This is a genomic window from Pararhizobium qamdonense (assembly GCF_029277445.1).
Lineage (GTDB): Bacteria > Pseudomonadota > Alphaproteobacteria > Rhizobiales > Rhizobiaceae > Pararhizobium > Pararhizobium qamdonense.
Map to the genome: position 1 here is coordinate 3,088,750 of NZ_CP119566.1, position 21,591 is coordinate 3,110,340.

20 protein-coding genes and 1 pseudogene are annotated in these 21,591 nt (G+C 61.3%); 15 read left to right on the forward strand and 6 right to left on the reverse strand.

Annotation, left to right across the window (positions count from 1 at the left end):
• The first annotated feature begins 118 nt into the window (after positions 1–118).
• A complete protein-coding gene (ruvX, locus tag PYR65_RS15070) occupies positions 119–613 on the forward strand; it encodes a Holliday junction resolvase RuvX (RefSeq protein ID WP_276118555.1) in 495 nt (164 codons plus the stop codon).
• Here the strand turns inward: ruvX and PYR65_RS15075 are convergent.
• Together PYR65_RS15075 and PYR65_RS15080 are read right to left on the reverse strand one after the other, a co-directional pair.
• Positions 550–894 carry a DUF6105 family protein gene (locus PYR65_RS15075; protein WP_060641187.1) on the reverse strand — a complete coding sequence of 115 codons (345 nt, stop codon included), beginning with the start codon at positions 892–894 and terminating at the stop codon, positions 550–552. The two genes, ruvX and PYR65_RS15075, sit on opposite strands and share 64 nt — an antisense overlap.
• Positions 891–1,034 carry a hypothetical protein gene (locus PYR65_RS15080; RefSeq protein ID WP_276118557.1) on the reverse strand — a complete coding sequence of 48 codons (144 nt, stop codon included), beginning with the start codon at positions 1,032–1,034 and terminating at the stop codon, positions 891–893. Before PYR65_RS15080 ends, PYR65_RS15075 begins: the two co-directional genes overlap by 4 nt.
• A 202-nt stretch (positions 1,035–1,236) precedes the next feature.
• Here PYR65_RS15080 and PYR65_RS15085 point away from each other — a divergent pair.
• Positions 1,237–2,172 (forward strand): annotated as a pseudogene (locus PYR65_RS15085) (AEC family transporter).
• Here the strand turns inward: PYR65_RS15085 and PYR65_RS15090 are convergent.
• A complete protein-coding gene (locus tag PYR65_RS15090) occupies positions 2,154–3,803 on the reverse strand; it encodes an acyl-CoA dehydrogenase family protein (protein WP_060641189.1) in 1,650 nt (549 codons plus the stop codon). The pseudogene PYR65_RS15085 and the gene PYR65_RS15090 overlap by 19 nt on opposite strands.
• A gap of 213 nt (positions 3,804–4,016) precedes the next feature.
• Here PYR65_RS15090 and PYR65_RS15095 point away from each other — a divergent pair, with 213 nt between their 5' ends.
• The 4 genes from PYR65_RS15095 to dprA all read left to right on the forward strand — a co-directional run bounded on the left by PYR65_RS15095 (position 4,017) and on the right by dprA (position 8,171).
• On the forward strand, positions 4,017–4,958 hold the full coding sequence (locus tag PYR65_RS15095; protein ID WP_276118558.1) for an aspartate carbamoyltransferase catalytic subunit: 942 nt from the start codon (positions 4,017–4,019) through the stop codon (positions 4,956–4,958).
• Positions 4,955–6,238 (forward strand): dihydroorotase, encoded by a 1,284-nt coding sequence (locus PYR65_RS15100; protein WP_060641191.1) that lies wholly within the window; start codon positions 4,955–4,957, stop codon positions 6,236–6,238. Before PYR65_RS15095 ends, PYR65_RS15100 begins: the two co-directional genes overlap by 4 nt.
• Positions 6,239–6,397: 159 nt before the next feature.
• Positions 6,398–7,012, forward strand: coding sequence for a glycerol-3-phosphate 1-O-acyltransferase PlsY (gene plsY, locus PYR65_RS15105; protein ID WP_276118560.1), 615 nt, complete (start codon positions 6,398–6,400; stop codon positions 7,010–7,012).
• 7 nt (positions 7,013–7,019) lie between these two features.
• Positions 7,020–8,171, forward strand: a complete 1,152-nt coding sequence (gene dprA, locus PYR65_RS15110; RefSeq protein WP_276118561.1) for a DNA-processing protein DprA — start codon at positions 7,020–7,022, stop codon at positions 8,169–8,171.
• On the opposite strand, the gene PYR65_RS15115 is transcribed toward dprA, so the two are convergent.
• A complete protein-coding gene (locus tag PYR65_RS15115) occupies positions 8,100–8,357 on the reverse strand; it encodes a hypothetical protein (RefSeq protein ID WP_082546957.1) in 258 nt (85 codons plus the stop codon). The two genes, dprA and PYR65_RS15115, sit on opposite strands and share 72 nt — an antisense overlap.
• A gap of 361 nt (positions 8,358–8,718) precedes the next feature.
• On the opposite strand from PYR65_RS15115, the gene topA reads away from it, so the two are divergent.
• The 6 genes from topA to rpmG all read left to right on the forward strand — a co-directional run bounded on the left by topA (position 8,719) and on the right by rpmG (position 16,473).
• Entirely contained in the window at positions 8,719–11,421 is a 2,703-nt protein-coding gene (gene topA / locus PYR65_RS15120; RefSeq protein ID WP_276118562.1) for a type I DNA topoisomerase, read from the forward strand.
• Between the two features lie 2 nt (positions 11,422–11,423).
• Entirely contained in the window at positions 11,424–13,799 is a 2,376-nt protein-coding gene (gene rnr / locus PYR65_RS15125) for a ribonuclease R (protein ID WP_276118563.1), read from the forward strand.
• A gap of 45 nt (positions 13,800–13,844) precedes the next feature.
• A complete protein-coding gene (locus PYR65_RS15130) occupies positions 13,845–14,306 on the forward strand; it encodes a DUF983 domain-containing protein (RefSeq protein WP_060641427.1) in 462 nt (153 codons plus the stop codon).
• Positions 14,303–15,013 (forward strand): NUDIX hydrolase, encoded by a 711-nt coding sequence (locus PYR65_RS15135; RefSeq protein WP_407951240.1) that lies wholly within the window; start codon positions 14,303–14,305, stop codon positions 15,011–15,013. The genes PYR65_RS15130 and PYR65_RS15135 overlap by 4 nt, the downstream gene beginning before the upstream one ends.
• Before the next feature lie 13 nt (positions 15,014–15,026).
• Complete coding sequence (locus tag PYR65_RS15140) at positions 15,027–16,211, forward strand: MFS transporter (RefSeq protein ID WP_276118566.1); 1,185 nt, start codon at positions 15,027–15,029, stop codon at positions 16,209–16,211.
• 94 nt (positions 16,212–16,305) lie between these two features.
• Positions 16,306–16,473: a 50S ribosomal protein L33 gene (gene rpmG / locus PYR65_RS15145; RefSeq protein WP_037107821.1), complete on the forward strand. Its 168-nt coding sequence runs from the start codon at positions 16,306–16,308 to the stop codon at positions 16,471–16,473.
• Positions 16,474–17,189: 716 nt separating this feature from the next.
• Here the strand turns inward: rpmG and PYR65_RS15150 are convergent.
• Positions 17,190–18,557: a PleD family two-component system response regulator gene (locus PYR65_RS15150; RefSeq protein WP_060641198.1), complete on the reverse strand. Its 1,368-nt coding sequence runs from the start codon at positions 18,555–18,557 to the stop codon at positions 17,190–17,192.
• 109 nt (positions 18,558–18,666) lie between these two features.
• Complete coding sequence (locus PYR65_RS15155) at positions 18,667–19,038, reverse strand: response regulator (protein ID WP_060641199.1); 372 nt, start codon at positions 19,036–19,038, stop codon at positions 18,667–18,669.
• 164 nt (positions 19,039–19,202) lie between these two features.
• On the opposite strand from PYR65_RS15155, the gene PYR65_RS15160 reads away from it, so the two are divergent.
• From PYR65_RS15160 to PYR65_RS15170, 3 genes are all read left to right on the forward strand, one after another.
• On the forward strand, positions 19,203–19,475 hold the full coding sequence (locus tag PYR65_RS15160; protein ID WP_060641200.1) for a DUF3572 domain-containing protein: 273 nt from the start codon (positions 19,203–19,205) through the stop codon (positions 19,473–19,475).
• A gap of 11 nt (positions 19,476–19,486) precedes the next feature.
• A complete protein-coding gene (locus PYR65_RS15165; RefSeq protein WP_276121070.1) occupies positions 19,487–20,119 on the forward strand; it encodes a hypothetical protein in 633 nt (210 codons plus the stop codon).
• A 160-nt stretch (positions 20,120–20,279) separates the two neighbouring features.
• A complete protein-coding gene (locus PYR65_RS15170) occupies positions 20,280–21,569 on the forward strand; it encodes a DNA polymerase IV (RefSeq protein ID WP_060641201.1) in 1,290 nt (429 codons plus the stop codon).
• Positions 21,570–21,591 lie beyond the last annotated feature (22 nt).

Genomic DNA, 21,591 nt, shown 5'->3' on the forward strand with positions numbered 1-21,591 from the left:
GAATACTCCTTTGTTTCCGGTTGGGGGCCCGGTCAGACTTTTTTGCGGGGATGATTTGGCGGCGGGATAGGGATATGGATCACCCGAGTAATCCTTAAAGACCGAATCGGCAAATCACATGGCTGTTCTCAGCATCGAAGACCTTGCATCCACTCTCCTGCCGAGCCAGGCCATCGCGGGCCTCGACCTCGGTACCAAGACGATCGGCATTTCGGTGTCGGATCTCGGACGGCGGTTTGCCACGCCGCGCGAGGTGATCAAGCGGGTGAAGTTCGGCCTGGATGCGCAGGCGCTGCTGGCCATGGCTGAGAAGGAGAGAATTGCCGCCTTCATCATCGGCCTGCCGATCAACATGGACGGCTCGGCCGGTCCGCGCGCGCAGGCGACCCGGGCTTTCGTGCACAACATGGCGCAGAAGACCGGCCTGCCGTTCATCTACTGGGACGAACGGCTCTCGACCGTTGCGGCCGAGCGGGTGCTGATCGAGATGGATGTTTCGCGCAAGAAGCGGGCCGACCGGATTGATTCGGCCGCCGCATCCTTCATTCTTCAGGGCGCGCTGGACAGATTGGCATCCTTGGCAAAGGGTGCTGCTGCTGCCTCAGACGGCTGAGCCGGCGGAAACCGCCTCTTGTACCAGGCGCGGATTTCCCGGCGCTTGCGGTAGGCGATGATGGCAAACACCAGCAGGCTGTCGAAGGCGATGGCGCGTGCCACCAGCGGCGGAATGGTTTCGGGCGGAATGCCCAGCACGTTGCCATAGATGGTGAAGACCAGGTCATGCGTCTGACGCGTCAGCATGAAGAAGCCGAAGCTCATGTCGTAATAGGAAAGGCCATACCAGGCGGTCAAAAGAATGACCGGGCCTGCCCAGAGGATGAAGAACCACTTCATGCCGTCCTCCCCTCCATGAATGCGCCGCGCCGTGCTTGCCCGGAAATCCAGTCCAGCGCGAGCAAGCTCACGAGGATGACAGCCGGAACCGCCAGATCGAGCGCAAGGCTCGCAAAAAACATCGTCATGATGATGACCAAGCCAGTTCTCACCGAACGTGCTCCACTCCAAAAAGCGTTAAAATCCTGCCGGGCCACTCTTGCCCGTTCACCCCACTGTTGACCGTTAACCTTGAGGGCGCAACGTAAACCATTTGTTAAGGTTAATTTCCAAGCCGTGCGGTTGCCGGGCTGTGGACAAGCGGCTATCGGTGGGCTCGTTCCCGCTGCAGGCCTCCTCCCCATGACGATCATCTTCGAAAGCATTCTGCCGATCTTCCTGCTGGTTTCGCTGGGCGTATGGCTGAAGCGCTCATCGCTGGTCGATCTCTCCCTATGGGAAGGACTGGAGCAGCTCGGCTATTACGTGCTTTTCCCCGCCTTGCTCTTTTCGACGCTGGCAACCGCCGATTTCGCAGGCACGAAGACCGATGCGACCGCGCTCGCGACGATCGGCAGCATTACCCTGATGTCGGGCGCGCTGTTACTGCTCTAACCATTGCTGCGCACCCGTCACGTCTCGTCCGCCGCCTTCACCTCGATCTTCCAGACGGCAACGCGCTGGAATGGTTTCATGGCGCTGGCGATCGCCCAGAAGCTTTACGGGCCGCTCGGTCTCAGCCTGACGGCGCTGGTAATGACCTTGGTGATCATTCCCATCAATCTCTACAATGTCGGCGTGCTGATCGCTTTCAATGGCGGGCCGAAGGGTTTGCGGTTCTTTGCCTTCAAGATCGCCACCAATCCGCTGATCGTCGCCTCGGTCATCGGTATCGTCCTGAATTTCTTTCAGGTTCCGGTCTACGGCCCGGTCTTGACCGCCGTCGAAATGCTGGCGAGCGCTTCGCTCAGCCTCGGGCTTGTCATGGTCGGGGCCGGACTGAAGGTCTCGGATGCGCTGCGGCCAAGCCTTGTTGCGCTGCTCGCGGTGTTTCTGAAACTGATCGTCATGCCGGTCTTCATGGTCGGCACCGCCTATTTCATGGGGATCCGCGGCGATGCGCTGCTGATCATCGCACTCGGCGCCAGTGTGCCGACAGCGATGAACGGGTATTTGCTTGCCAAGCAGATGGGCGGCGACGCGCCGCTCTATGCGGCCGTCGCCACTGTCCAGACGGTCGTGTCGTTTTTTACCATTCCGCTGGTGCTGACGGTGACCGGCTATATCGCCGCCGGATAGAGCAGATCGACGATATAAGCGGAATCAAAGCGCGAATCGAGCATGCCATAGGTGGAGCGCCAGCCGGCAGCCAGCCGCGATTCGAGGAAGGCATCGGCAATCCGCCCTGCCCCCAGCCGGTAGAGTTCGGCAGCGGCGGCAGCGAGCGCCAGCTGTTCGACCAGCATGCGGGCCGCCCCCTCGTCGCGCTCGCAGAGCGACATCGCCGCCCGCAGCACATCGACTGTCTTTTTGGCGGAGGGTCCGAGATCGCGGCTGATCACCTGGAACAGCAGTTCGAACAGGTCTTTTCCACGGGTCAAAACCCGCAGCACGTCGAGCGCCATGACGTTGCCTGACCCTTCCCAGATCGCATTGACCGGGGCTTCGCGGTAATGCCGGGCGATCGGGCGTTCTTCGACATAGCCGCTGCCGCCGATGCATTCCATCGCCTCGGCGATCAGCGCAGGCGCAATCTTGCAGCTCCAGTATTTCGCAACCGGCGTCATGATCCGCGCATAGGCCGCATCCTCGGCGCTGTCGCGCGCCCGGTCGAAGGCTTCGGCAAGACGGAACGACAAGGCGCTGGCGGCGGCGACATCAAGCGCCATGTCGGCCAGAACCCGCGTCATCATCGGCTGCGCGACCAAAGCCTTGCCGGACACCTTGCGGCCGCGCACATGATGCACGGCTTCAGCCAGCGACGCCCGCATCATGCCGGCAGAGGCCAGCGCGCAATCGAGGCGCGTCAGCGTCACCATGTCGAGAATGGTGCGGATGCCTGCATCGGGGGAGCCAAGCACGAAGCCGAACGTATCGGAGAATTCGACCTCGGAGGACGCATTGGACCGGTTGCCGAGCTTGTCCTTCAGGCGCTGGAAGCGCAGGCCGTTTGCCGAGCCATCTTCCAGCAGTCGCGGCACGAGGAAGCAGCCGAGACCGTCACGGGTCTGCGCCAGCATCACGAAAGCATCGCTCATCGGCGCCGACATGAACCATTTATGGCCGTTCAGCCGGTAGATGCCCTCACCCACCCGCTCGGCCGTCGAGGTATTGGCGCGCACGTCCGTGCCGCCCTGCTTTTCCGTCATGCCCATGCCGATGGTGACGGAGGCTTTCTGCATCCATGGCCGGTTGGACGAATCATATTTGCGCGACAGGATTTTGGGCGCCCATTCCTTCTGCACGGCCGGCGACGCGGAGATCGCCGCCACCGAGGCGCTGGTCATCGTCAGCGGGCAGAGATGGCCGCATTCGAGCTGCGCCGTCAGATAGAAGCGCAACGCGCGTGCCTTGTGCGAACGGCCGCGCTCGTCTGCGATGTTTTCCCAGGCCGAGGCATGCAGGCCCGATGTCACCGAGCGGCGCATCAGCGCGTGCCAGGCGGGATGGAACTCGACCATGTCGAGCCGCTCGCCGCGCGGCCCATGGGTGCGCAGCTTGGGCAGGCCTTCATTGGCCATGCGCGCCAGATCCTGCGCCTCGGGCGAGGTCACATAACGCCCGATGGTCTCGAAATCATCGCGCAGCGGACGCGGCATCGACGCTGCAATATCAACCAGCAGCGGGTCGGAGCGGAAAGCGTTGATCCCCGACCAGGGTTTCGGCTGGTTCAGATCGGCGAGTTTCTGTTCGGTACGGTTCAGAGTCATGCCGCGTTTCTAACCCAAGTCCCGATCCTTAGGAACAGGAGGGGCACGCGATAAATGCCGCTGCCCGCAACAATTTGCTGATGGTACCCAATGGGCATAAAGCGGGGGTCACAAAAGCGTGGGGATGGGGCCGGTTTGCGCGGCCTTCGCCTTGCCGGGCCGCGCTGCAGTCATTATAGACCCACGCAACTTTACCAAATGAGGCGGCTCCCCATGGATTTCTTTCCGCATCGCCACCTGCTCGGCATCAAGGGCCTGAACGAACAGGACATCACGCTCCTGCTCGACCGGGCCGACGAAGCCGTCAAGATTTCCCGCCAGAGAGAAAAGAAGACCTCGACGCTGCGCGGCCTGACGCAGATCAACCTGTTCTTTGAGGCCTCGACCCGGACGCAATCCTCCTTCGAACTCGCCGGCAAGCGGCTTGGCGCCGATGTGATGAACATGTCGGTCAGCAATTCCTCGGTGAAGAAGGGCGAAACGCTGATCGACACGGCGATGACGCTGAACGCGATGCACCCGGATGTGCTGGTCGTGCGCCACTCCTCCGCCGGTGCCGCAGCGCTGCTCGCTCAAAAAGTGTCCTGCTCCGTCGTCAATGCCGGCGACGGTCAGCACGAACACCCGACACAGGCGCTGCTCGATGCGCTCACCATCCGCCGCGCCAAGGGCAAGCTGTCGCGCATCATCGTCGCGATCTGCGGCGACGTTCTGCATTCGCGCGTCGCCCGTTCCAATATCCTGCTCCTCAACCAGATGGGCGCCCGCGTCCGTGTGGTTGCGCCGGCAACGCTTCTCCCCTCCGGCATCGCCGACATGGGGGCCGAGGTCTATCACTCGATGGAGGAAGGCCTGAAAGACGCCGACGTGGTGATGATGCTGCGCCTGCAGCGCGAGCGCATGGCCGGCTCCTTCGTGCCCTCGGTGCGCGAATATTTCCGCTATTACGGGCTGGATGCCGAAAAACTGAAAGCTGCCAAGGACGACGCGCTCGTCATGCATCCTGGTCCGATGAACCGGGGCGTCGAGATTGCCTCGGAGATCGCCGACGGTCCTCAGAGCGTGATTGAGCAGCAGGTCGAAATGGGGGTTGCCGTGCGCATGGCGGTGATGGAAACGCTTCTTCTTTCCCAGAACCAGGGGCCGCGCACATGAGCAACCTCGTCCTGAAGAACCTGCGCATCATCGACCCCTCGCGCAATCTCGATGAAACCGGCGACATCATGGTCGAAAACGGCCGGATCGTTGCTGCCGGACAGTCTGCCGGGACCCAGGTTCCGGAAGGCGCCGAGGTCAAGGATTGCACCGGCCTGATTGCCGTGCCCGGCCTGGTCGATGCCCGCGTCTTCGTCGGCGAGCCCGGCGGCGAATACCGCGAAACCATCGAATCCGCATCGCGCGCGGCCGCCGCCGGCGGCGTCACCTCGATCATCACCATGCCGGATACCGACCCGGTCATCGACGATATCGCGCTGGTGCAGTTCGTGCAGAAGACGGCGCGCGACAAGGCGCTGATCAATGTCTATCCGGCAGCCGCTCTGACCAAGCATCTCGACGGCGAGGAAATGACCGAGTTCGGCCTGTTGCGCGAGGCAGGCGCGGTCTGCTTTACCAATGGCCGCCGCCCGGTGCACGACACGCTCGTCCTTCGCCGCGCCATGACCTATGCGCGCGAATTCGGGGCTGTGATCTCGCTGGAAACCCGTGACAAATATCTGGGTGCCGAAGGCGTCATGAACGAAGGTCTGCTCGCCAGCTGGCTGGGGCTTTCCGGTGTTCCGCGCGAGGCCGAGATCATCCCGCTCGAGCGCGACCTGCGCATCGCCGGGCTGACCAAGGGGGCCTATCATGCCGCAAAAATCTCCCTGCCCGAATCGGCCGAGGCTATCGCCACGGCCCGCAAGCGCGGCGCTAACGTCACCTGCGGCATCTCGATCAACCATCTGACGCTGAACGAAAACGATATCGGCGAATACCGCACGTTCTTCAAGCTGTCGCCACCGCTGCGCGGCGAGGATGATCGTGTGGCGATGGTGGAAGCTCTGGCCAACGGCACCATCGATATCATCGTCTCCTCGCACGATCCGCAGGACGTCGATACCAAGCGCCTGCCCTTTGCCGATGCCGCAGATGGCGCGATCGGGCTGGAAACCATGCTGGCAGCGGCTTTGCGCCTCTATCACAGCGGCAACGTTCCGTTGATGCGCCTGATCGATGCCATGTCGACGCGGCCGGCGCAGATTTTCGGGCTGGATGCCGGCACGCTGAAGCCCGGCGCCAAGGCCGACATCACGCTGATCGATCTGGAAGAGCCCTGGCTGTTCGGCAAGGATGCGATCGTGTCGCGCTCGAAAAACACACCTTTCGAAAATGCCCGCTTTACCGGCCGGGCCGTTCAAACCTATGTTGCGGGAAAACTGGTTCATTCACTCTGATTGAGCGACGAGCTGCCCCTCATCCGCCCTCTCGGGCACCGTCTCCCCGCAAGCAGGGAGACGGGATGTACGGCACCTCTGTCGTCCCCTCGCCCCTTTTGCGGCGAGAGGGCCAGGGTGAGGGGCAAACGTCCGCTGGGACGAACGGGGAGGCAATACATGGCTGACATATTTTCCTGGCAACTCGGGCTGGCGCTGACGGCCGGGGCTGCAATCTTCGGCTATCTGCTAGGCTCGATCCCCTTCGGCCTCATCCTCACCCGCATGGCCGGGCTTGGCGATGTCCGCAAGATCGGTTCCGGCAATATCGGCGCGACCAATGTGCTGCGCACCGGCAACAAGAAACTTGCCGCAGCCACGCTGCTGCTGGATGCCCTGAAGGGAACTGCCGCTGCGGCCATTGCCTCACGCTGGGGGATCGAGGCGGGTATTGCCGCCGGTTTCGCCGCCTTCGTCGGTCACCTCTATCCTGTCTGGCTGGGTTTCAAGGGCGGCAAGGGCATTGCGACCTATATCGGCGTGCTGCTTGGTCTGGCGCCGATCATGGTTCTTTTGTTTGCGGCCATCTGGCTGGCGATGGCGAAAATCACCCGTTACTCTTCGTTGTCTGCGCTGGTTGCAACATTGATCGTTCCGGTTGTATTGTTGGCAACGGGCTATGGGAAGATCGGTTTGCTGTTCGTGGTGATGAGCGTCATCACCTGGATCAAGCACCGGGCGAATATCCAGCGGCTCCTGGCGGGGACCGAAAGCCGGATCGGGCAAAAGGGATAGGACAAGAATGTCGGATGGCAGCGCAGGACGGAATGGAATTGCGCTGACGGAACGACAAAGAATTGCCTGGTTGAGGCTGATCCGCAGCGACAATGTCGGTCCTGCCACCTTTCGCGATCTCATCAACCATTTCGGCTCTGCGGAAACCGCGCTCGAAATGCTGCCCGAACTGTCGCGCCGCGGCGGTTCCACCCGCGCCATCCGGGTGGCTTCCATTGCCGAGGCGGAAAAGGAGCTCTCTGCGGCCCATCGCTTCGGCGCCCGCTTCATCGGCATCGGCGAACCGGATTATCCTCCGGCGCTGCGCCAGATCGACGGTGCTCCGCCGCTTCTGGCCGTGAAAGGCAACGGAGCCACCGGCACCCTCCCTTCGCTTGGCATTGTCGGCTCGCGCAATGCCTCGATCAGCGGCACGAAATTTGCGGCGATGATTGCGCGCGATGTCGGGCGCGCCGGATATTCGATCATATCGGGGCTTGCGCGCGGCATCGATACGGCAGCACACCGGGCGAGCCTGGAAACGGGAACGATCGCAGCGCTGGCCGGTGGTCTGGATCAACCCTACCCGCCCGAAAATATCGGCCTTCTCGACGAGATCACGCATGGGAATGGCCTCGCCATCAGCGAAATGCCATTCGGCTGGGAACCGCGCGCCCGTGATTTCCCGCGCCGCAACCGGCTGATTGCCGGTGTCAGTCTCGGGCTTGCCGTGGTCGAGGCCGCAGCCCGCTCGGGATCGCTGATCACCGCGCGCTATGCCGCCGACTTCGGACGGCTGGTCTTTGCCGTGCCGGGATCGCCGCTCGACCCCCGGTGCCAGGGCACCAACGGTCTGTTGAAGGATGGTGCGACGGTGACGACAGAGGCGCAGGATATCCTGCAGGCGCTCGCCCCTCTCAGCCGCATCGACCTCTTCACGCCGCCGCAGGCGGAGGAACCGGGCGAGCATGATGGCGGGCCGATGGCACCGCCGCCGGATGCCAACGATCGCATGCGGATCACCAATGCGCTCGGGCCGACGCCGGTCGAGATCGACGACATCATCCGCCATACGGGGCTTGCGGCATCCGCCGTCTATCTTGTCCTTCTAGAACTGGATCTTGCCGGACGGCTTCACCGGCATCCCGGCGGCCTTGTTTCTCTCAGCATTGGAGATTGACAATGGGCGCTTACCTGAAAGGATGTCGCCAGCCTCGACATAGGCCATTTCGATCAGGTAGCACAGCATATCCGCACTCTCGCTAGCGGCGACACCACGCAACTCTCCAAGCATGTGCCGGATATAGGCGATCTTTTCACGGGCCTGCGCTTCTGTCTTGGCGGTCCCGGTTGAACTTGGAATCATCTATTCTCCTTGTGGTGCATTCAGAACCCGCCTTTTGACATGCAAGCATTGGCCGAGCGGAACACCATGCAACACCCTCCCCGTTGTGTTGGCCGCCACCTTCGGATAAGGCCCCACAAGCATCGCTTTCTGCCGATGCCCCGAGAGATGCAAACTACACGTCAATGACTCTATAGCAATTATCTTTAATTGCAATATGCGTGCAATCGCTCATAGGTTGCATCTCGTTGTGACCGCTTATTTTGGGTGCAGCACTTGACCGCAGACGAATCCCTGTCCATGTCGGGGCATCGATATTTCCCATTGTGCCGCCTCTTTCCGGCCTGGCACAGCTTTGAACGGTTGCTTTGAGAATATGACCATGAATGTCGTCGTCGTGGAATCGCCTTCAAAGGCGAAGACCATCAACAAGTATCTGGGTCCCGGCTACAAGGTGCTCGCATCCTTCGGTCACGTCCGTGATTTGCCGGCCAAGGATGGCTCGGTGCTGCCGGATGACGACTTCGCCATGCTGTGGGAAGTGGATACCAAATCCGCCAAGCACATGAAGGATATTGCCGACGCCCTGAAATCCGCCGACCGCCTCATTCTGGCAACCGACCCGGATCGCGAGGGAGAAGCGATTTCCTGGCATGTGCTGGATCTCTTGCGCAAGAAGAAGCTGATCGGCGACAAGCCGGTGAGCCGCGTCGTGTTCAACGCCATCACCAAGAAGGCCGTGCTCGATGCGATGGCCAATCCGCGTGATATCGATATCCCGCTGGTGGATGCCTATCTGGCACGCCGGGCGCTCGATTATCTCGTCGGCTTCAACCTGTCGCCGGTTCTGTGGCGCAAGCTGCCCGGCGCCCGCTCGGCCGGCCGCGTGCAATCGGTGACGCTGCGTCTCGTCTGCGACCGGGAAGCTGAAATCGAACGGTTCATCTCGGAAGAATACTGGAACCTTTCGGCCCTCCTGAAGACGCCGCGTGGCGACGAGTTCGAGGCCCGGCTGGTTTCGGCCGGCGGCAGCCGCCTGCCGCCCCGTGGAGTGACCAATGGCGAAGACGCCGGCAAGCTGAAGTCCCTGCTGGACGGCGCTGCCTATACGGTTGAAAGCATCGAAGCCAAGCCGGTCAGGCGCAATCCGTCGCCGCCGTTCACCACGTCGACGCTGCAGCAGGCCGCCTCCTCCAAGCTCGGCTTCTCCGCATCGCGCACCATGCAGGTCGCCCAGAGGCTTTACGAAGGTATCGATATCGGCGGCGAGACTGTCGGTCTCATCACCTATATGCGTACCGACGGCGTGCAGATGGCGGCAGAGGCGATAGAGGCGGCGCGCAGCGCCATCGGCGATCAGTTCGGCAGCCGCTACGTGCCGGACAAGGCGCGTCTCTATTCGACCAAGGCCAAGAACGCCCAGGAAGCGCATGAGGCGATCCGCCCGACCGACTTCACCCGCATTCCCGACCATGTGCGCAAGTTTCTCGATGCCGACCAGCTGCGTCTCTACGACCTGATCTGGAAGCGCGGCATTGCCAGCCAGATGGCGTCGGCTGAAATCGAGCGGACCACCGCCGAGATCACCGCCGACAACAAGGGCGAGAAGGCTGGCCTGCGCGCCGTCGGCTCGGTCATCCGGTTCGATGGTTTCATCGCCGCCTATACCGACCAGAAGGAAGATGGCGAGCAAAGCGACGACGGCGACGAGGATGGCCGCCTGCCGCAGATCAATGCCCGCGAAAACCTCGCCAAGCAGAAGATCAACTCGACCCAGCACTTCACCGAGCCGCCGCCGCGCTATTCGGAAGCATCGCTGATCAAGAAGATGGAAGAGCTCGGCATCGGCCGCCCGTCCACTTATGCGGCGACGGTGACGACGCTGCTCGACCGCGAATATATCACCAACGACAAGCGCAAGCTGGTGCCCGAGGCCAAGGGCCGGCTGGTCACGGCGTTTCTTGAAAGCTTTTTCGCGCGTTATGTCGAATATGATTTCACGGCGTCGCTGGAAGAAAAGCTCGACCAGATTTCTGCGGGTGAACTGAACTGGAAGGACGTTCTCCGCGATTTCTGGAGGGACTTCTTCGCCCAGATCGAAGATACCAAGGAACTGCGCGTCACCAACGTGCTCGACGCGCTGAACGAGGAACTGGCCCCGCTGGTCTTCCCCAAGCGCGAGGACGGCAGCGATCCGCGCATCTGCCAGGTCTGCGGCACCGGCAAGCTGTCGCTGAAGCTCGGCAAATACGGCGCTTTCGTCGGCTGCTCGAACTATCCGGAATGCAACTTCACCCGCCAGCTTTCATCCGACAGCAATGGCGGCGACGAGGCATCGGTCTCCAGCGAGCCGCTGGCTCTGGGCAAGGACCCGCATACAAGCGAGGAAATCACCCTGCGCTCCGGCCGTTTCGGACCCTATGTCCAGCGCGGCGACGGCAAGGAAGCCAAGCGCTCGAGCCTGCCCAAGGGCTGGACACCGGCGAGCATCGATCACGAAAAGGCACTGGCGCTTCTGTCGCTGCCGCGCGATATCGGCGCGCATCCCGAAAGCGGCAAGATGATCTCGTCGGGCCTTGGCCGCTACGGGCCGTTCATCCTGCATGACGGCAAATATGCCAATGTCGAGAGCATCGAGGATGTGTTTTCCATCGGCCTTAACCGTGCTGTCTCGGTTCTGGCCGACAAGCAGGCCAAGGGTCCCGGCGGACGCGGCGCCTCTGCCGCTCCGCTGAAGGAAGTCGGCGATCATCCCGATGGCGGACCGATTACGGTCAAGGACGGCAAATACGGTCCCTACGTCAATTGGGGCAAGGTCAATGCGACCCTGCCGAAGGGCAAGGATCCGGTCTCGGTGACGATGGAAGACGCGTTGCTCCTGATCGCAGAACGCATTGCCAAGGGCGGCATCAAGCCGGCCAAGGGCAAGGCAACCAAGGCCGCTAAGCCAAAGGCTGCTGCCAAGACCGGTGCGGCCACGGCAAAGTCTGCCAAGCCGAAGACGGCTGCGGCCAAACCAAAAGCCGCAGCAAAGCCAAAGGCAGCGGCAAAGCCGAAGACGGCTGCAAAAGCGAAGAAAGACTGACCGTGACCAGAGACCCGCGCGATCGTACCGAACGGCCCGGAAAACCCGCAGTCCGGATCGGACGCGCGGGCAAGAAGGTCAACATGCCCGCAGACGGCACCGTGATCATTCACGGCGCCGTGCCGCCGCGCGACGTACTGATGCGCTTCATCTCGGAAAACCCGGACAAGGCCTCCAAACGCGAGATCTACAAGGCTTTCGGTTTGAAGGGCGACACCCGCATCGAGCTGAAAGCGCTGTTGCGCGAGATGGAACAGGACGGGCTTTTAGAAAAGAAGCGCAATTCGCTGGTGCGTCCGGGCGCCCTGCCCCCCGTCACCGTTCTCGACATCACCACCCGCGACAAGGATGGCGAACTGATCGGCCGTCCCGCCGAATGGCCGGAGGATGCGGGCGTGGCACCGGCCGTTTCCATCCGCCAGTCGAGCATTGGCCAGTCCAAGGGCAAGATCCCCGTCGGCGGTATTGGCGACCGGGTGCTGGCCAAGATCTTTCCCGCAAAGGATCGCGGTGGCCCGGCCTATACGGCGCGGATCATCAAGGTGCTCGACCGCAAGCGCAATAACAACGCAGCTTTGGGCGTCTTCCGGGAAATGCCGGGCGGCGGCGGCCGGATCATGCCGATCGAGAAGCGCGGCGAGGAAATGCAGGTCGAGGCCGAGCATCAGGGACCCGCCAAGGACGGCGATCTGGTCGAGGTGGAAATCGTGCGGTCCGGCCGCTTCGGTCTGCCGCGCGCCGCCGTCAAGACCGTGATCGGTTCGGTCGCCACCGAAAAGGCGATCTCGATGATCGCCATCCACGCGCATGGCATTCCCTATATCTTTCCCGAGGGCGTCATCAAGGAAGCGGATGCCGCCGGTCCCGCCACCATGTCGCATCGCGAGGACTGGCGCGCGCTGCCGCTGATCACCATCGATCCCGCCGACGCCAAGGACCATGACGACGCTGTTCATGCCGAGCCCGATCCGTCTCCCGACAATGAAGGCGGCGTCATCGTCACCGTGGCGATCGCCGATGTCTCCTGGTATGTGCGGCCGAAATCGGCGCTGGATCATGAGGCGGCCAAGCGCGGCAATTCCGTCTATTTCCCCGACCGCGTCGTGCCCATGCTGCCGGAGCGGATTTCCAACGAGCTGTGCTCGCTGAAAGAGGGTGTGGACCGGCCGGCTCTGGCCGTGCGCATGCGCTTTTCCAAGGAAGGCCGCAAAGCCGGCCACACCTTCCATCGTATCATGATGAAAAGTGCCGCCAAGCTCTCCTACAATCAGGCGCAGGCGGCGATCGACGGCAATCCGGACGACAAGACCGGACCGCTGCTGGAACCGATCCTGAAGCCGCTCTGGGACGCCTATGCGATCCTAACGCGCGGCCGCGACCGGCGCCAGCCGCTCGAACTCAACATGCCCGAACGCAAGATCGTGCTGAAATCGGACGGCACCGTTGACCGCGTCTTCGTGCCGGACCGCCTCGACGCCCACAAGCTGATCGAGGAAATGATGATCCAGGCCAATGTGGCGGCCGCCGAGACGCTGGAGATCAAGCGCCAGCCGCTGGTCTACCGCGTCCATGATGCGCCGTCGCTGGCCAAGCAGGAGACGCTGCGCGAGTTTCTGGCGACGCTCGACCTGTCGCTCGTCAAGGGCGGCAATCTCAGGTCCAACCATTTCAACGGCATCCTGTCGCAGGCGGTGGACAAGCCCTACGAGACCATGGTCAACGAGATGGTGCTGCGGTCGCAGAGCCAGGCGATCTACAGCCCGGAAAATATCGGCCATTTCGGCCTGAACCTGATGAAATACGCCCATTTCACCTCGCCAATCCGCCGCTATGCCGACCTGATCGTGCATCGCGCGCTGGTGGGCACTCTGGGCTTGGGCGAAGGCGGCATCACGCCGGCCGAGGAAGCCGCGCTCAACGATATCGCCGCCGAGATTTCCACCTTCGAGCGCCGGGCGATGGCGGCCGAGCGCGATACGGTCGACCGGCTGATCGCCCATCACCTCAGCGGCCGGGTCAACGAGGAATTCGATGGACGCATATCAGGCGTGACCAAGGCGGGACTATTTGTCACCCTTCCGGCCTATGGCGCCGACGGGTTCGTGCCTATATCTACGCTGGGACGCGATTATTTCATCTATGACGAGGCCCATCAGGCCCTTTCCGGCGAAAAAACCGGACTTGGCTATCGTCTTGGCGATCAGATCCGCGTCAAACTGGTGGAAGCCGTGCCGCTTGCCGGCGCGCTCCGCTTCGAGATGATCAGCGAAGGACGCAAGATGCCGACGGCAACACGCTCCTTCCACAAGTCCGGCCGCCGGGATCGCAGCGGCGCTCGCAAGATGCCGGGGACGCGACCACCGCGCGGCAAGCGATAGAGGATGTGAGGCTCGGCCTTGCGTCCACAGATTGAGGATATGGACATGCAGGCAACTGGCAGCACTCCGGACACCGTCCGCTTCGAGCAGACAGGCGAAAGCGAACGTCCGGTCGGACGGTCGATCAAGCGCGGTCTCCTGAACAAATGCCCGGCCTGCGGCAGCGGCAAGCTGTTTGGCCGCTTCCTCAAGACCGTGCCTGCCTGCTCGGCCTGCGGCCAGCAGCTGGACCAGCACCGCGCCGATGACTTTCCGCCTTATATCGTCGTCACCATCATGGGCCATATCGTTCTCGGCGGCTTCATGGCCACCGAAATGATCCTGCCTCTGTCGAACTGGGGGCACCTGGCGATCTGGGTGCCGATCACCGTGATCGGCTCGCTCGCGTTGATGCAGCCCGTCAAGGGCGCCGTCGTCGGCCTGCAATGGGCTTTGAAGATGCATGGCTTTGGCGATCATGACGACGAGCCGGCTGACGTCCTGCCGGCACCGGACCGGGCTGCGTGACCACCAGCGGCAACGGGTCTGCCGGCGGCACGCCGTTAGACATTGTCAAAACCCGATCGCTGCGGCCGCGTGAGGCCGCGTCGGTCATGCTTTTGGACCGCTCGCAGGATTGCGTGCGGGTTCTCGTCGGCAGGCGGCACAAGGCGCATGTCTTCATGCCCGACCTGCATGTCTTTCCCGGCGGGCGCCGCGACAGGGACGATCACCGGCTCGCCTTTGACGGCGACATGCATCCGGCGGTGCTGGAGCGTCTCAAGATGGCCTACAGGCACGCAGCCTCCGAAAGCCGCCTTCGCGCCATCGCGCTTGCGGCCCTTCGGGAATTGCATGAAGAGGCCAGTATCGCTGTCGGCAGCAAAAGCTTCGGAAACACTCTGTTACCTTTTCTTCCCGATCTCACAAACTTGCGCTATATGGCACGGGCAATTACGCCGCCGGGACATCCGCGACGGTTCGACACCCACTTCTTCGCCCTGTTCACGGACGAGGCGGGCGTCGATCCCCGCGATATCCGCGACAGCCGGGAGCTCGAAGATTTGAGATGGATTGATGTGAACGATGTCTCGCAGGTGCGATTGCCGGACATTACCGGGATCATCCTTGCGGATTTGCGGGCAAGCCTTCAATCCGACGCATCTCTGCCTTTCGGGAGACCGGTTCCGTTCTACTACACCCGTCATGGGCGCTTTGTCCGAGACCTCCTTTAGGGAAAATCATTGCATGTCACAGCCGCCGTCCGGCACGCCTGCGCCGGTTGAGGAAATACACTGGCCATCGCTGGTCGCTGCCATTGCCGCCATCTCGGCTGTTGGTATCGCAATTGGCCTCGGCTTGCCGCTGCTCAGCATCATCATGGAAAAGCGCGGCATCTCCTCGACGATGATCGGGCTGAATTCCGCCATGGCAGGCCTGGCCTCGATGGCGGCGGCAACGGTGACGGCGAAGATTGCGCACCGGTTCGGCGTTGCCAACACGATGCTGCTCGCCATCGTCTTTGCCGCGATCAGTGCGCTTGGCTTTTACTATATCGAAAACTTCCTCTTGTGGTTTCCGCTGCGCGTCGTCTTTCACGGCGCCATCACCGTGCTGTTCGTGCTGTCGGAGTTCTGGATCAATGCCACGGCCCCGCCCCGCCGCCGTGGGCTTGTTCTGGGCATATATGGCACGGTTCTTTCGCTCGGCTTTGCTGCCGGCCCCCTGCTCTTTTCCATTCTCGGCAGCGAGGGCATCCTGCCCTTCGCCTTCGGCGCCGGCGTCATTCTTCTGGCCGCCATCCCGATCTTTCTTGCCCGCAACGAAAGCCCGCAACTGGACGAGAAGCCGGAGCTGCATTTCATGCGCTACGTCTTCCTGGTGCCGACGGCCACAGCCGCCGTGTTCATTTTCGGCGCGGTCGAATCGGGTGGCTTGTCGCTGTTTCCGATCTACGGCACCCGCAGCGGCTTTTCCGAAGCGCAGGCAGCGCTGCTTTTGACCGTCATGGGCATCGGCAATGTCATCTTCCAGATTCCGCTGGGCATGCTGTCCGACCGGATGAAGGACAGACGCAATCTCTTGGCGCTGATGACCGTCGTTGGCCTTGTTGGCGCGCTCTGTTTGCCGCTCCTGCAGGGCAATTGGTGGCTGATGGCGATCGTGCTCCTCTTCTGGGGCGGCAGCGTCTCCGGCCTTTATACGGTGGGCCTCAGCCATCTTGGCTCGCGCCTCACCGGCGCCGACCTTGCCGCCGCCAATGCCGCCTTCATCTTCTCCTATGCGGTGGGAACGGTGGCAGGACCGCAAGCGATCGGCGCCGCCATGGATATTTCGGGGAATAACGGTTTTGCCTGGGCTATCGCCGGATTCTTCGGGCTTTATGTGGTACTTTCCGTGGTGAGAATCGTTTTCAACCCAAAACGGACTTGACTTTTCGGGCGCGATTTGTAGTTTCGCGCCAAGTTTGCCGGGACCCTTCCCTTGGAAGTCCGCGGCTTTGTTTTTTTATAAAGGCAGGACGACCATGGCGAAAGCTGCAAAAATCAAGATCAAGCTGCTGTCGACGGCCGACACAGGGACTTTCTACGTTACCTCGAAGAACAGCCGTACGAAGACGGACAAGATGTCCTTCACCAAGTACGACCCGGTCGTACGCAAGCACGTTGAATTCAAGGAAACCAAGATCAAGTAAGATCTGGTTGACCTGATGGAATTGGAAAAGGCGCCGGCTGAAAAGTCAGGCGCCTTTTTTCTGTTCGCCTTATGGAAATAGAGGGTGGTTCCCTGGCCTGCGGCCTAAAACAAAAAACGCCGTCCCGGTGAAAGGGACGGCGTTTTAATGGGCGTCGGCTGACCGCCGCCGCGGCACGAGGAACCGCATTGGCAACAGATCAGCCGACAAACCCCATGACCCAGGAGATGCGGCGGACCTGACATCATGGGGTAACTGATGGGAGCTGTTTCTCCCTTGAGAAGGAGAATTGACCGAAAATAAAAAAAAATCAATGCAATTTCAACTATGGCACAGGGAGGTGCGCGCCACGGTTGAATCAACCATTGCTTAATATACCGTCCAGCGTCAATCCCGCTATCGGTTGATTCTCAATAAATTGTCATTTCGACGTGCGGTTACTTTTTCATAGAATGGGAAAATGGCAATGCGAAACTCTTCAATGAGATTTTCGAAATATTTAAATATCTGAATTATATGATCTATTTGAGTTAACTAGAATTAACCACTGATTTTTCGCGTATAGACAGCAAACAAAATTGCGTAATTTTACTACTCATGCACGATCTAAAACACATGCACACGCTTACCGGTAAACATATTACACAACCGGGAACATTTTTCTTTTTTCCTGTGGAAAAACCCGCACGGAGACCTAAGCGCTGTCCTGATCTGGTTCAGGCGGCAGCGGCGACCACCTGGTTGCGGCCATTGTTCTTGGCTTGATACAGTGCGGTGTCGGCGCGCTTCAGCAAAGCTTCGGCGGTATCGCCGCCCGGATTAAGCGTTGCGATCCCAAGCGATGCGGTAATCGACAGAGGCATATCGGAACCCGGCAGGGCGAAACTTCTGTCTTCGACGATGGTGCGCAGGCGCTCGGCAATAGCTGCGGCCGCATCCGCCGGTGTGTCCGGCATGACGACGACGAATTCCTCGCCGCCAAACCGGCAGGCAAGGTCTGCACCGCGCACCGTGGAGCGAACGCGATGGGCGAAATCCCGCAACACCTCGTCTCCGGCATCATGGCCGTAGGTATCGTTGACGCTCTTGAAGCGATCGATATCGGTGATGCAGATCGACAGCGGCCGGCCACGGGCAAGAGCGCGGTCGATCAGGAGCTTCAGATGGTTGTCGAGATAGCGGCGATTGTGCAGGCCGGTCAGCCCGTCCGTGACCGCCAGCTCGATCGTCTGCTTGACGCTGGCGCGCAGCCGGTCATTACAGTGCTTGCGGCGGATCTGCGTCAGGCTGCGGGCCACCAGTTCGTTGGGATCGACGGGCCGCATCAGATAATCGGTGACGCCGAGATCGAGCGCGCGGACCACCATATCGTCATGCCCCTGCTCTGCGATGATCAGAAGGGGAATGTAACGCGTGCGCTCCAGCGAGCGGAGCTGCGAGCAGAGCCGCAACGGATCGTAGTCGTCAAAATTGGAATTGACGATGACCAGATCGAAACTGTTTTCGGCGGCCTCGAACAGGGCGGCCTGCGGATCCGACATCGCCGTCACGTCGGCGACCGGCTTCAGGGCGCGGATGATGCGCTCCTGCGAGCTGCCCCGGCCATCGACAAGCAGCACGTTGCCGAACTCATCCGGACGGTCCGTCGCCGTGATGTCCTGCAGGCCGACACTATGGGCCGTTTCGGCGCGAAGGCGCAGCTCGTCGCTGACGTTTTTCAGCCGCACCAGGCTTTTGACACGCGACATCAGTTGCAGGTCGTTGACGGGCTTGGTCAGGAAATCATCAGCGCCGGCTTTCAGTCCCCTCACCCGGTCAGAGGGCTGATCGAGCGCCGTCACCATGACGACGGGAATATGCGCGGTGCGCGGGTTCGATTTCAGCCGCTCGCAGACCTCGAACCCGTCGATGCCCGGCATCATGATATCAAGCAGGATGAGATCGACCGGCTGCTTCTCGCAGATCGCCAAAGCCTCATAGCCATCGGCCGCCGTCAGGACGTCAAAATACTCGGCCACAAGACGCGCTTCGAGCAACTTGACGTTGGCCGGGATGTCATCGACGACAAGGATCCGTGCAGTCATGCAATCTTTCCTGCCAATAGGCGCCTGAAACGGACAGCCGGTTCAACTGTCATGGCCGTTTCCCGCGCAAGAATATCGTTAAGGGGCAGCGCAAGCCCCTGGCGCTGCATCATGCATCGCCCAAATACGTCTTGATCGTCTCAATAAATTTCGGCACCGAGATGGGCTTTGAGACATAGGCTTCGCAGCCGCCCTGCCGGATGCGCTCCTCGTCGCCCTTCATCGCGAACGCCGTAACGGCGATCACCGGGATGACATGCAATTCGTCGTCTTCCTTCAGCCACTTGGTCACTTCAAGCCCCGAAACCTCCGGAAGCTGAATGTCCATCAGGATCAGGTCCGGCTTGTGTTTGCGTGCAAGATCAAGGGCTTCCATACCGTTCCGGGTCTGGATCGTCGTGTATCCGGATGCCTCGATCAGGTCACGAAAGAGCTTCATGTTCAGCTCATTGTCTTCAACAATCATAACCTGTTTGGGCATTTCGATCCCTTGATTTACGGTTCCGGCTTGCATGGCCGCCGCATCGCTATAAGTTGCGGCGCGGTTGGGCTGACTGACCCGGAAGCTTGAAGCTAAAGCGATTTGGTTGAAAAACCGGTAATATTCCGCAGAAAATTGCCCGGATGCGATAAGGACGAGAGAACGTGACCCCAGCCGAAGAAACAGCGATTGCCATCCTTGGCTGGCTTGCCAACGAGCCGGAACTGCTTGGCCGTTTCCTGGCCTTGACGGGTACCGATCCATCGTCGCTGCGCCAGTCTGCCGCCGATCCCGGCTTCCTTGCCGGTGTCGTCGATTTCCTGATGGGCCACGAGCCGACCCTCATGGCTTTTTGCGAAGCGACCGGCACGCCGCCCGAAGATGTCGTGCGTGCGCATTTCACCTTGTCCGGCCCGGACAATCCGGGAGATTTCTGACCGTGACGGATATGCTCGATCTCAACCATATCCAGTTGGCGGACCGGCCGCTGATCGTCTGCGACATCGATGAGGTCGTGCTCGAATTCCTGACGCCGTTCAGCAATTTCCTGCGCTCGTGCGGCCGCGATCTCCTGCCCCGCTCCTTCCGCCTGAACGGCAATATCGTCGAGATCGACACCGGTCTTCCCGTCGAGGATGCGATGACCAGCGAGCTGCTGGAAACATTCTTCACACTGCAGGACCAGTGGCAGACGCCGGCCGATTGCGTCGTCGATACGCTGGCCGGGCTTTCCAAGGACGCGGATATCATCTTCCTGACGGCGATGCCGCCGCGCCACAGCGCAACGCGCCGCGCGCTGCTCGACCGTCATGGCCTGCACTATCCTCTGCTTGCCAGCGAAGACGCGAAGGGGCCGATCATCAAGCGCCTGCACGATGCCCGCGATGTGCCGCTGGTCTTCATCGACGATATCCTGCGCAACCTCAAATCCGTGCAGACCCATGCGCCGGATTGCCTGCTGATCAACCTGATGGCCAATGCCGAATTTCGGGCAATGGCGCCCGATCCGGGCGACGGCATCACCAAGGCCGACAGCTGGACAGACGTAGCCGCGATCATCCGGACGCATCTTTTGCAGTGAACGCCTGGCCGCGGCCAGATGCTGAGCGCAAAGCTGGTCACGTTCCGCCTCTCCCACCACGCGCACCTTTCCTGGGAAGGTCATCAAGATTGCCTTTCCATGCCTTGAGACTCGTCAGCTTAGGGCGTATCGTGAAAATGTTCAACTTTTGTTCTGATCGATGCAAACAGACGCGCAGCAATTTCCGGGGTTTTGCCGAGACTGCCTGACGGGCCAGCCTGCCGGCATTCGCCGGTGCCGGGCCTGTGGTAGTCCGCGCGTGCTGTTCCATGCCGAGCTCTATCAGCTGACGCTCGCCCATATCGACTGCGACGCATTCTATGCCTCGGTGGAAAAACGCGACAATCCGGAGCTTGCCGACAAGCCTGTCATTATCGGCGGCGGCAAGCGCGGCGTTGTTTCCACAGCCTGTTATATAGCCCGCATCCACGGCGTCCGCTCGGCCATGCCGATGTTCAAGGCGCTGGAGGCCTGTCCGCAAGCCGTCGTCATCAAGCCGGACATGGAGAAATATGTGCGGGTCGGGCGCCAGGTGCGCACGCTGATGCAGGAGCTGACGCCACTGGTTCAGCCGCTGTCGATCGACGAGGCCTTCCTGGAACTCAAGGGCACCGAGCGGCTGCATCATGATCCCCCTGCCCGCATACTGGCCAAATTCGCCCGCCGGGTCGAACAGGAGGTCGGGATCACCGTTTCGGTCGGGCTGTCCTATTGCAAGTTCCTCGCCAAGGTGGCGTCCGACCTGCAGAAACCGCGCGGCTTTTCCGTGATCGGTGCTGCCGAGGCTCTGGACTTTCTCAAAGACCGGCCGGTAACGCTGATCTGGGGCGTCGGTAAGGCCTTTGCAGCGACCCTCGAGCGCGACGGCATCCGCACCATCGGCCAGTTGCAGACGATGGAGGAAACGACCCTGATGAAGCGCTACGGCACGATGGGCCAGCGGCTTTTCCGGTTGTCGCGCGGCCAGGACGAGCGCACCGTCGATATCGATGGGGAAGCCAAGAGCGTCTCTTCGGAAACCACGTTCAACGACGATCTCTGCGACTATGACGATCTGGTCACGCATCTGCGCCGGCTGAGCGAACAGGTGGCGCACCGGCTGCGCAAGGCCGATATTGCCGGCCAGACCGTCGTTCTCAAGCTGAAAACGGCCGATTTCAAGAGCCGGACGCGCAACCGCCGTCTCGATAGCCCGACGCGCCTTGCCGACCGGATCTTCCGCACCGGCATGCAGCTTCTGGACAAGGAAACCGACGGCACGAAATTCCGCCTGATCGGGATCGGCGTTTCCGATCTCTCCAATCCGGATCGTGCCGATCCGCCGGATCTCATCGATACGCAGGCCACGCGGCGCGCCGCCGCAGAAGCCGCCATCAACGCGTTGCGCGACAAGTTCGGCAAGGCGACGGTCGAAACCGGCTATACGTTCGGCAAGGGCCGGCGAAAATAACACGCGTCCCGTGTTCCCGGCG

Bases quoted from the DNA above. Each gene is read 5' to 3' on its own strand.
- ruvX (WP_276118555.1), top strand. From the start codon at position 119: ATGGCTGTTCTCAGCATCGAAGACCTTGCATCCACTCTCCTGCCGAGC.
- PYR65_RS15075 (WP_060641187.1), bottom strand. From the start codon at position 894: ATGAAGTGGTTCTTCATCCTCTGGGCAGGCCCGGTCATTCTTTTGACC.
- PYR65_RS15090 (WP_060641189.1), bottom strand. From the start codon at position 3,803: ATGACTCTGAACCGTACCGAACAGAAACTCGCCGATCTGAACCAGCCG.
- PYR65_RS15095 (WP_276118558.1), top strand. From the start codon at position 4,017: ATGGATTTCTTTCCGCATCGCCACCTGCTCGGCATCAAGGGCCTGAAC.
- PYR65_RS15100 (WP_060641191.1), top strand. From the start codon at position 4,955: ATGAGCAACCTCGTCCTGAAGAACCTGCGCATCATCGACCCCTCGCGC.
- plsY (WP_276118560.1), top strand. From the start codon at position 6,398: ATGGCTGACATATTTTCCTGGCAACTCGGGCTGGCGCTGACGGCCGGG.
- dprA (WP_276118561.1), top strand. From the start codon at position 7,020: ATGTCGGATGGCAGCGCAGGACGGAATGGAATTGCGCTGACGGAACGA.
- PYR65_RS15115 (WP_082546957.1), bottom strand. From the start codon at position 8,357: ATGATTCCAAGTTCAACCGGGACCGCCAAGACAGAAGCGCAGGCCCGT.
- topA (WP_276118562.1), top strand. From the start codon at position 8,719: ATGAATGTCGTCGTCGTGGAATCGCCTTCAAAGGCGAAGACCATCAAC.
- PYR65_RS15130 (WP_060641427.1), top strand. From the start codon at position 13,845: ATGCAGGCAACTGGCAGCACTCCGGACACCGTCCGCTTCGAGCAGACA.
- PYR65_RS15140 (WP_276118566.1), top strand. From the start codon at position 15,027: ATGTCACAGCCGCCGTCCGGCACGCCTGCGCCGGTTGAGGAAATACAC.
- rpmG (WP_037107821.1), top strand. From the start codon at position 16,306: ATGGCGAAAGCTGCAAAAATCAAGATCAAGCTGCTGTCGACGGCCGAC.
- PYR65_RS15150 (WP_060641198.1), bottom strand. From the start codon at position 18,557: ATGACTGCACGGATCCTTGTCGTCGATGACATCCCGGCCAACGTCAAG.
- PYR65_RS15155 (WP_060641199.1), bottom strand. From the start codon at position 19,038: ATGCCCAAACAGGTTATGATTGTTGAAGACAATGAGCTGAACATGAAG.
- PYR65_RS15165 (WP_276121070.1), top strand. From the start codon at position 19,487: ATGCTCGATCTCAACCATATCCAGTTGGCGGACCGGCCGCTGATCGTC.
- PYR65_RS15170 (WP_060641201.1), top strand. From the start codon at position 20,280: ATGCAAACAGACGCGCAGCAATTTCCGGGGTTTTGCCGAGACTGCCTG.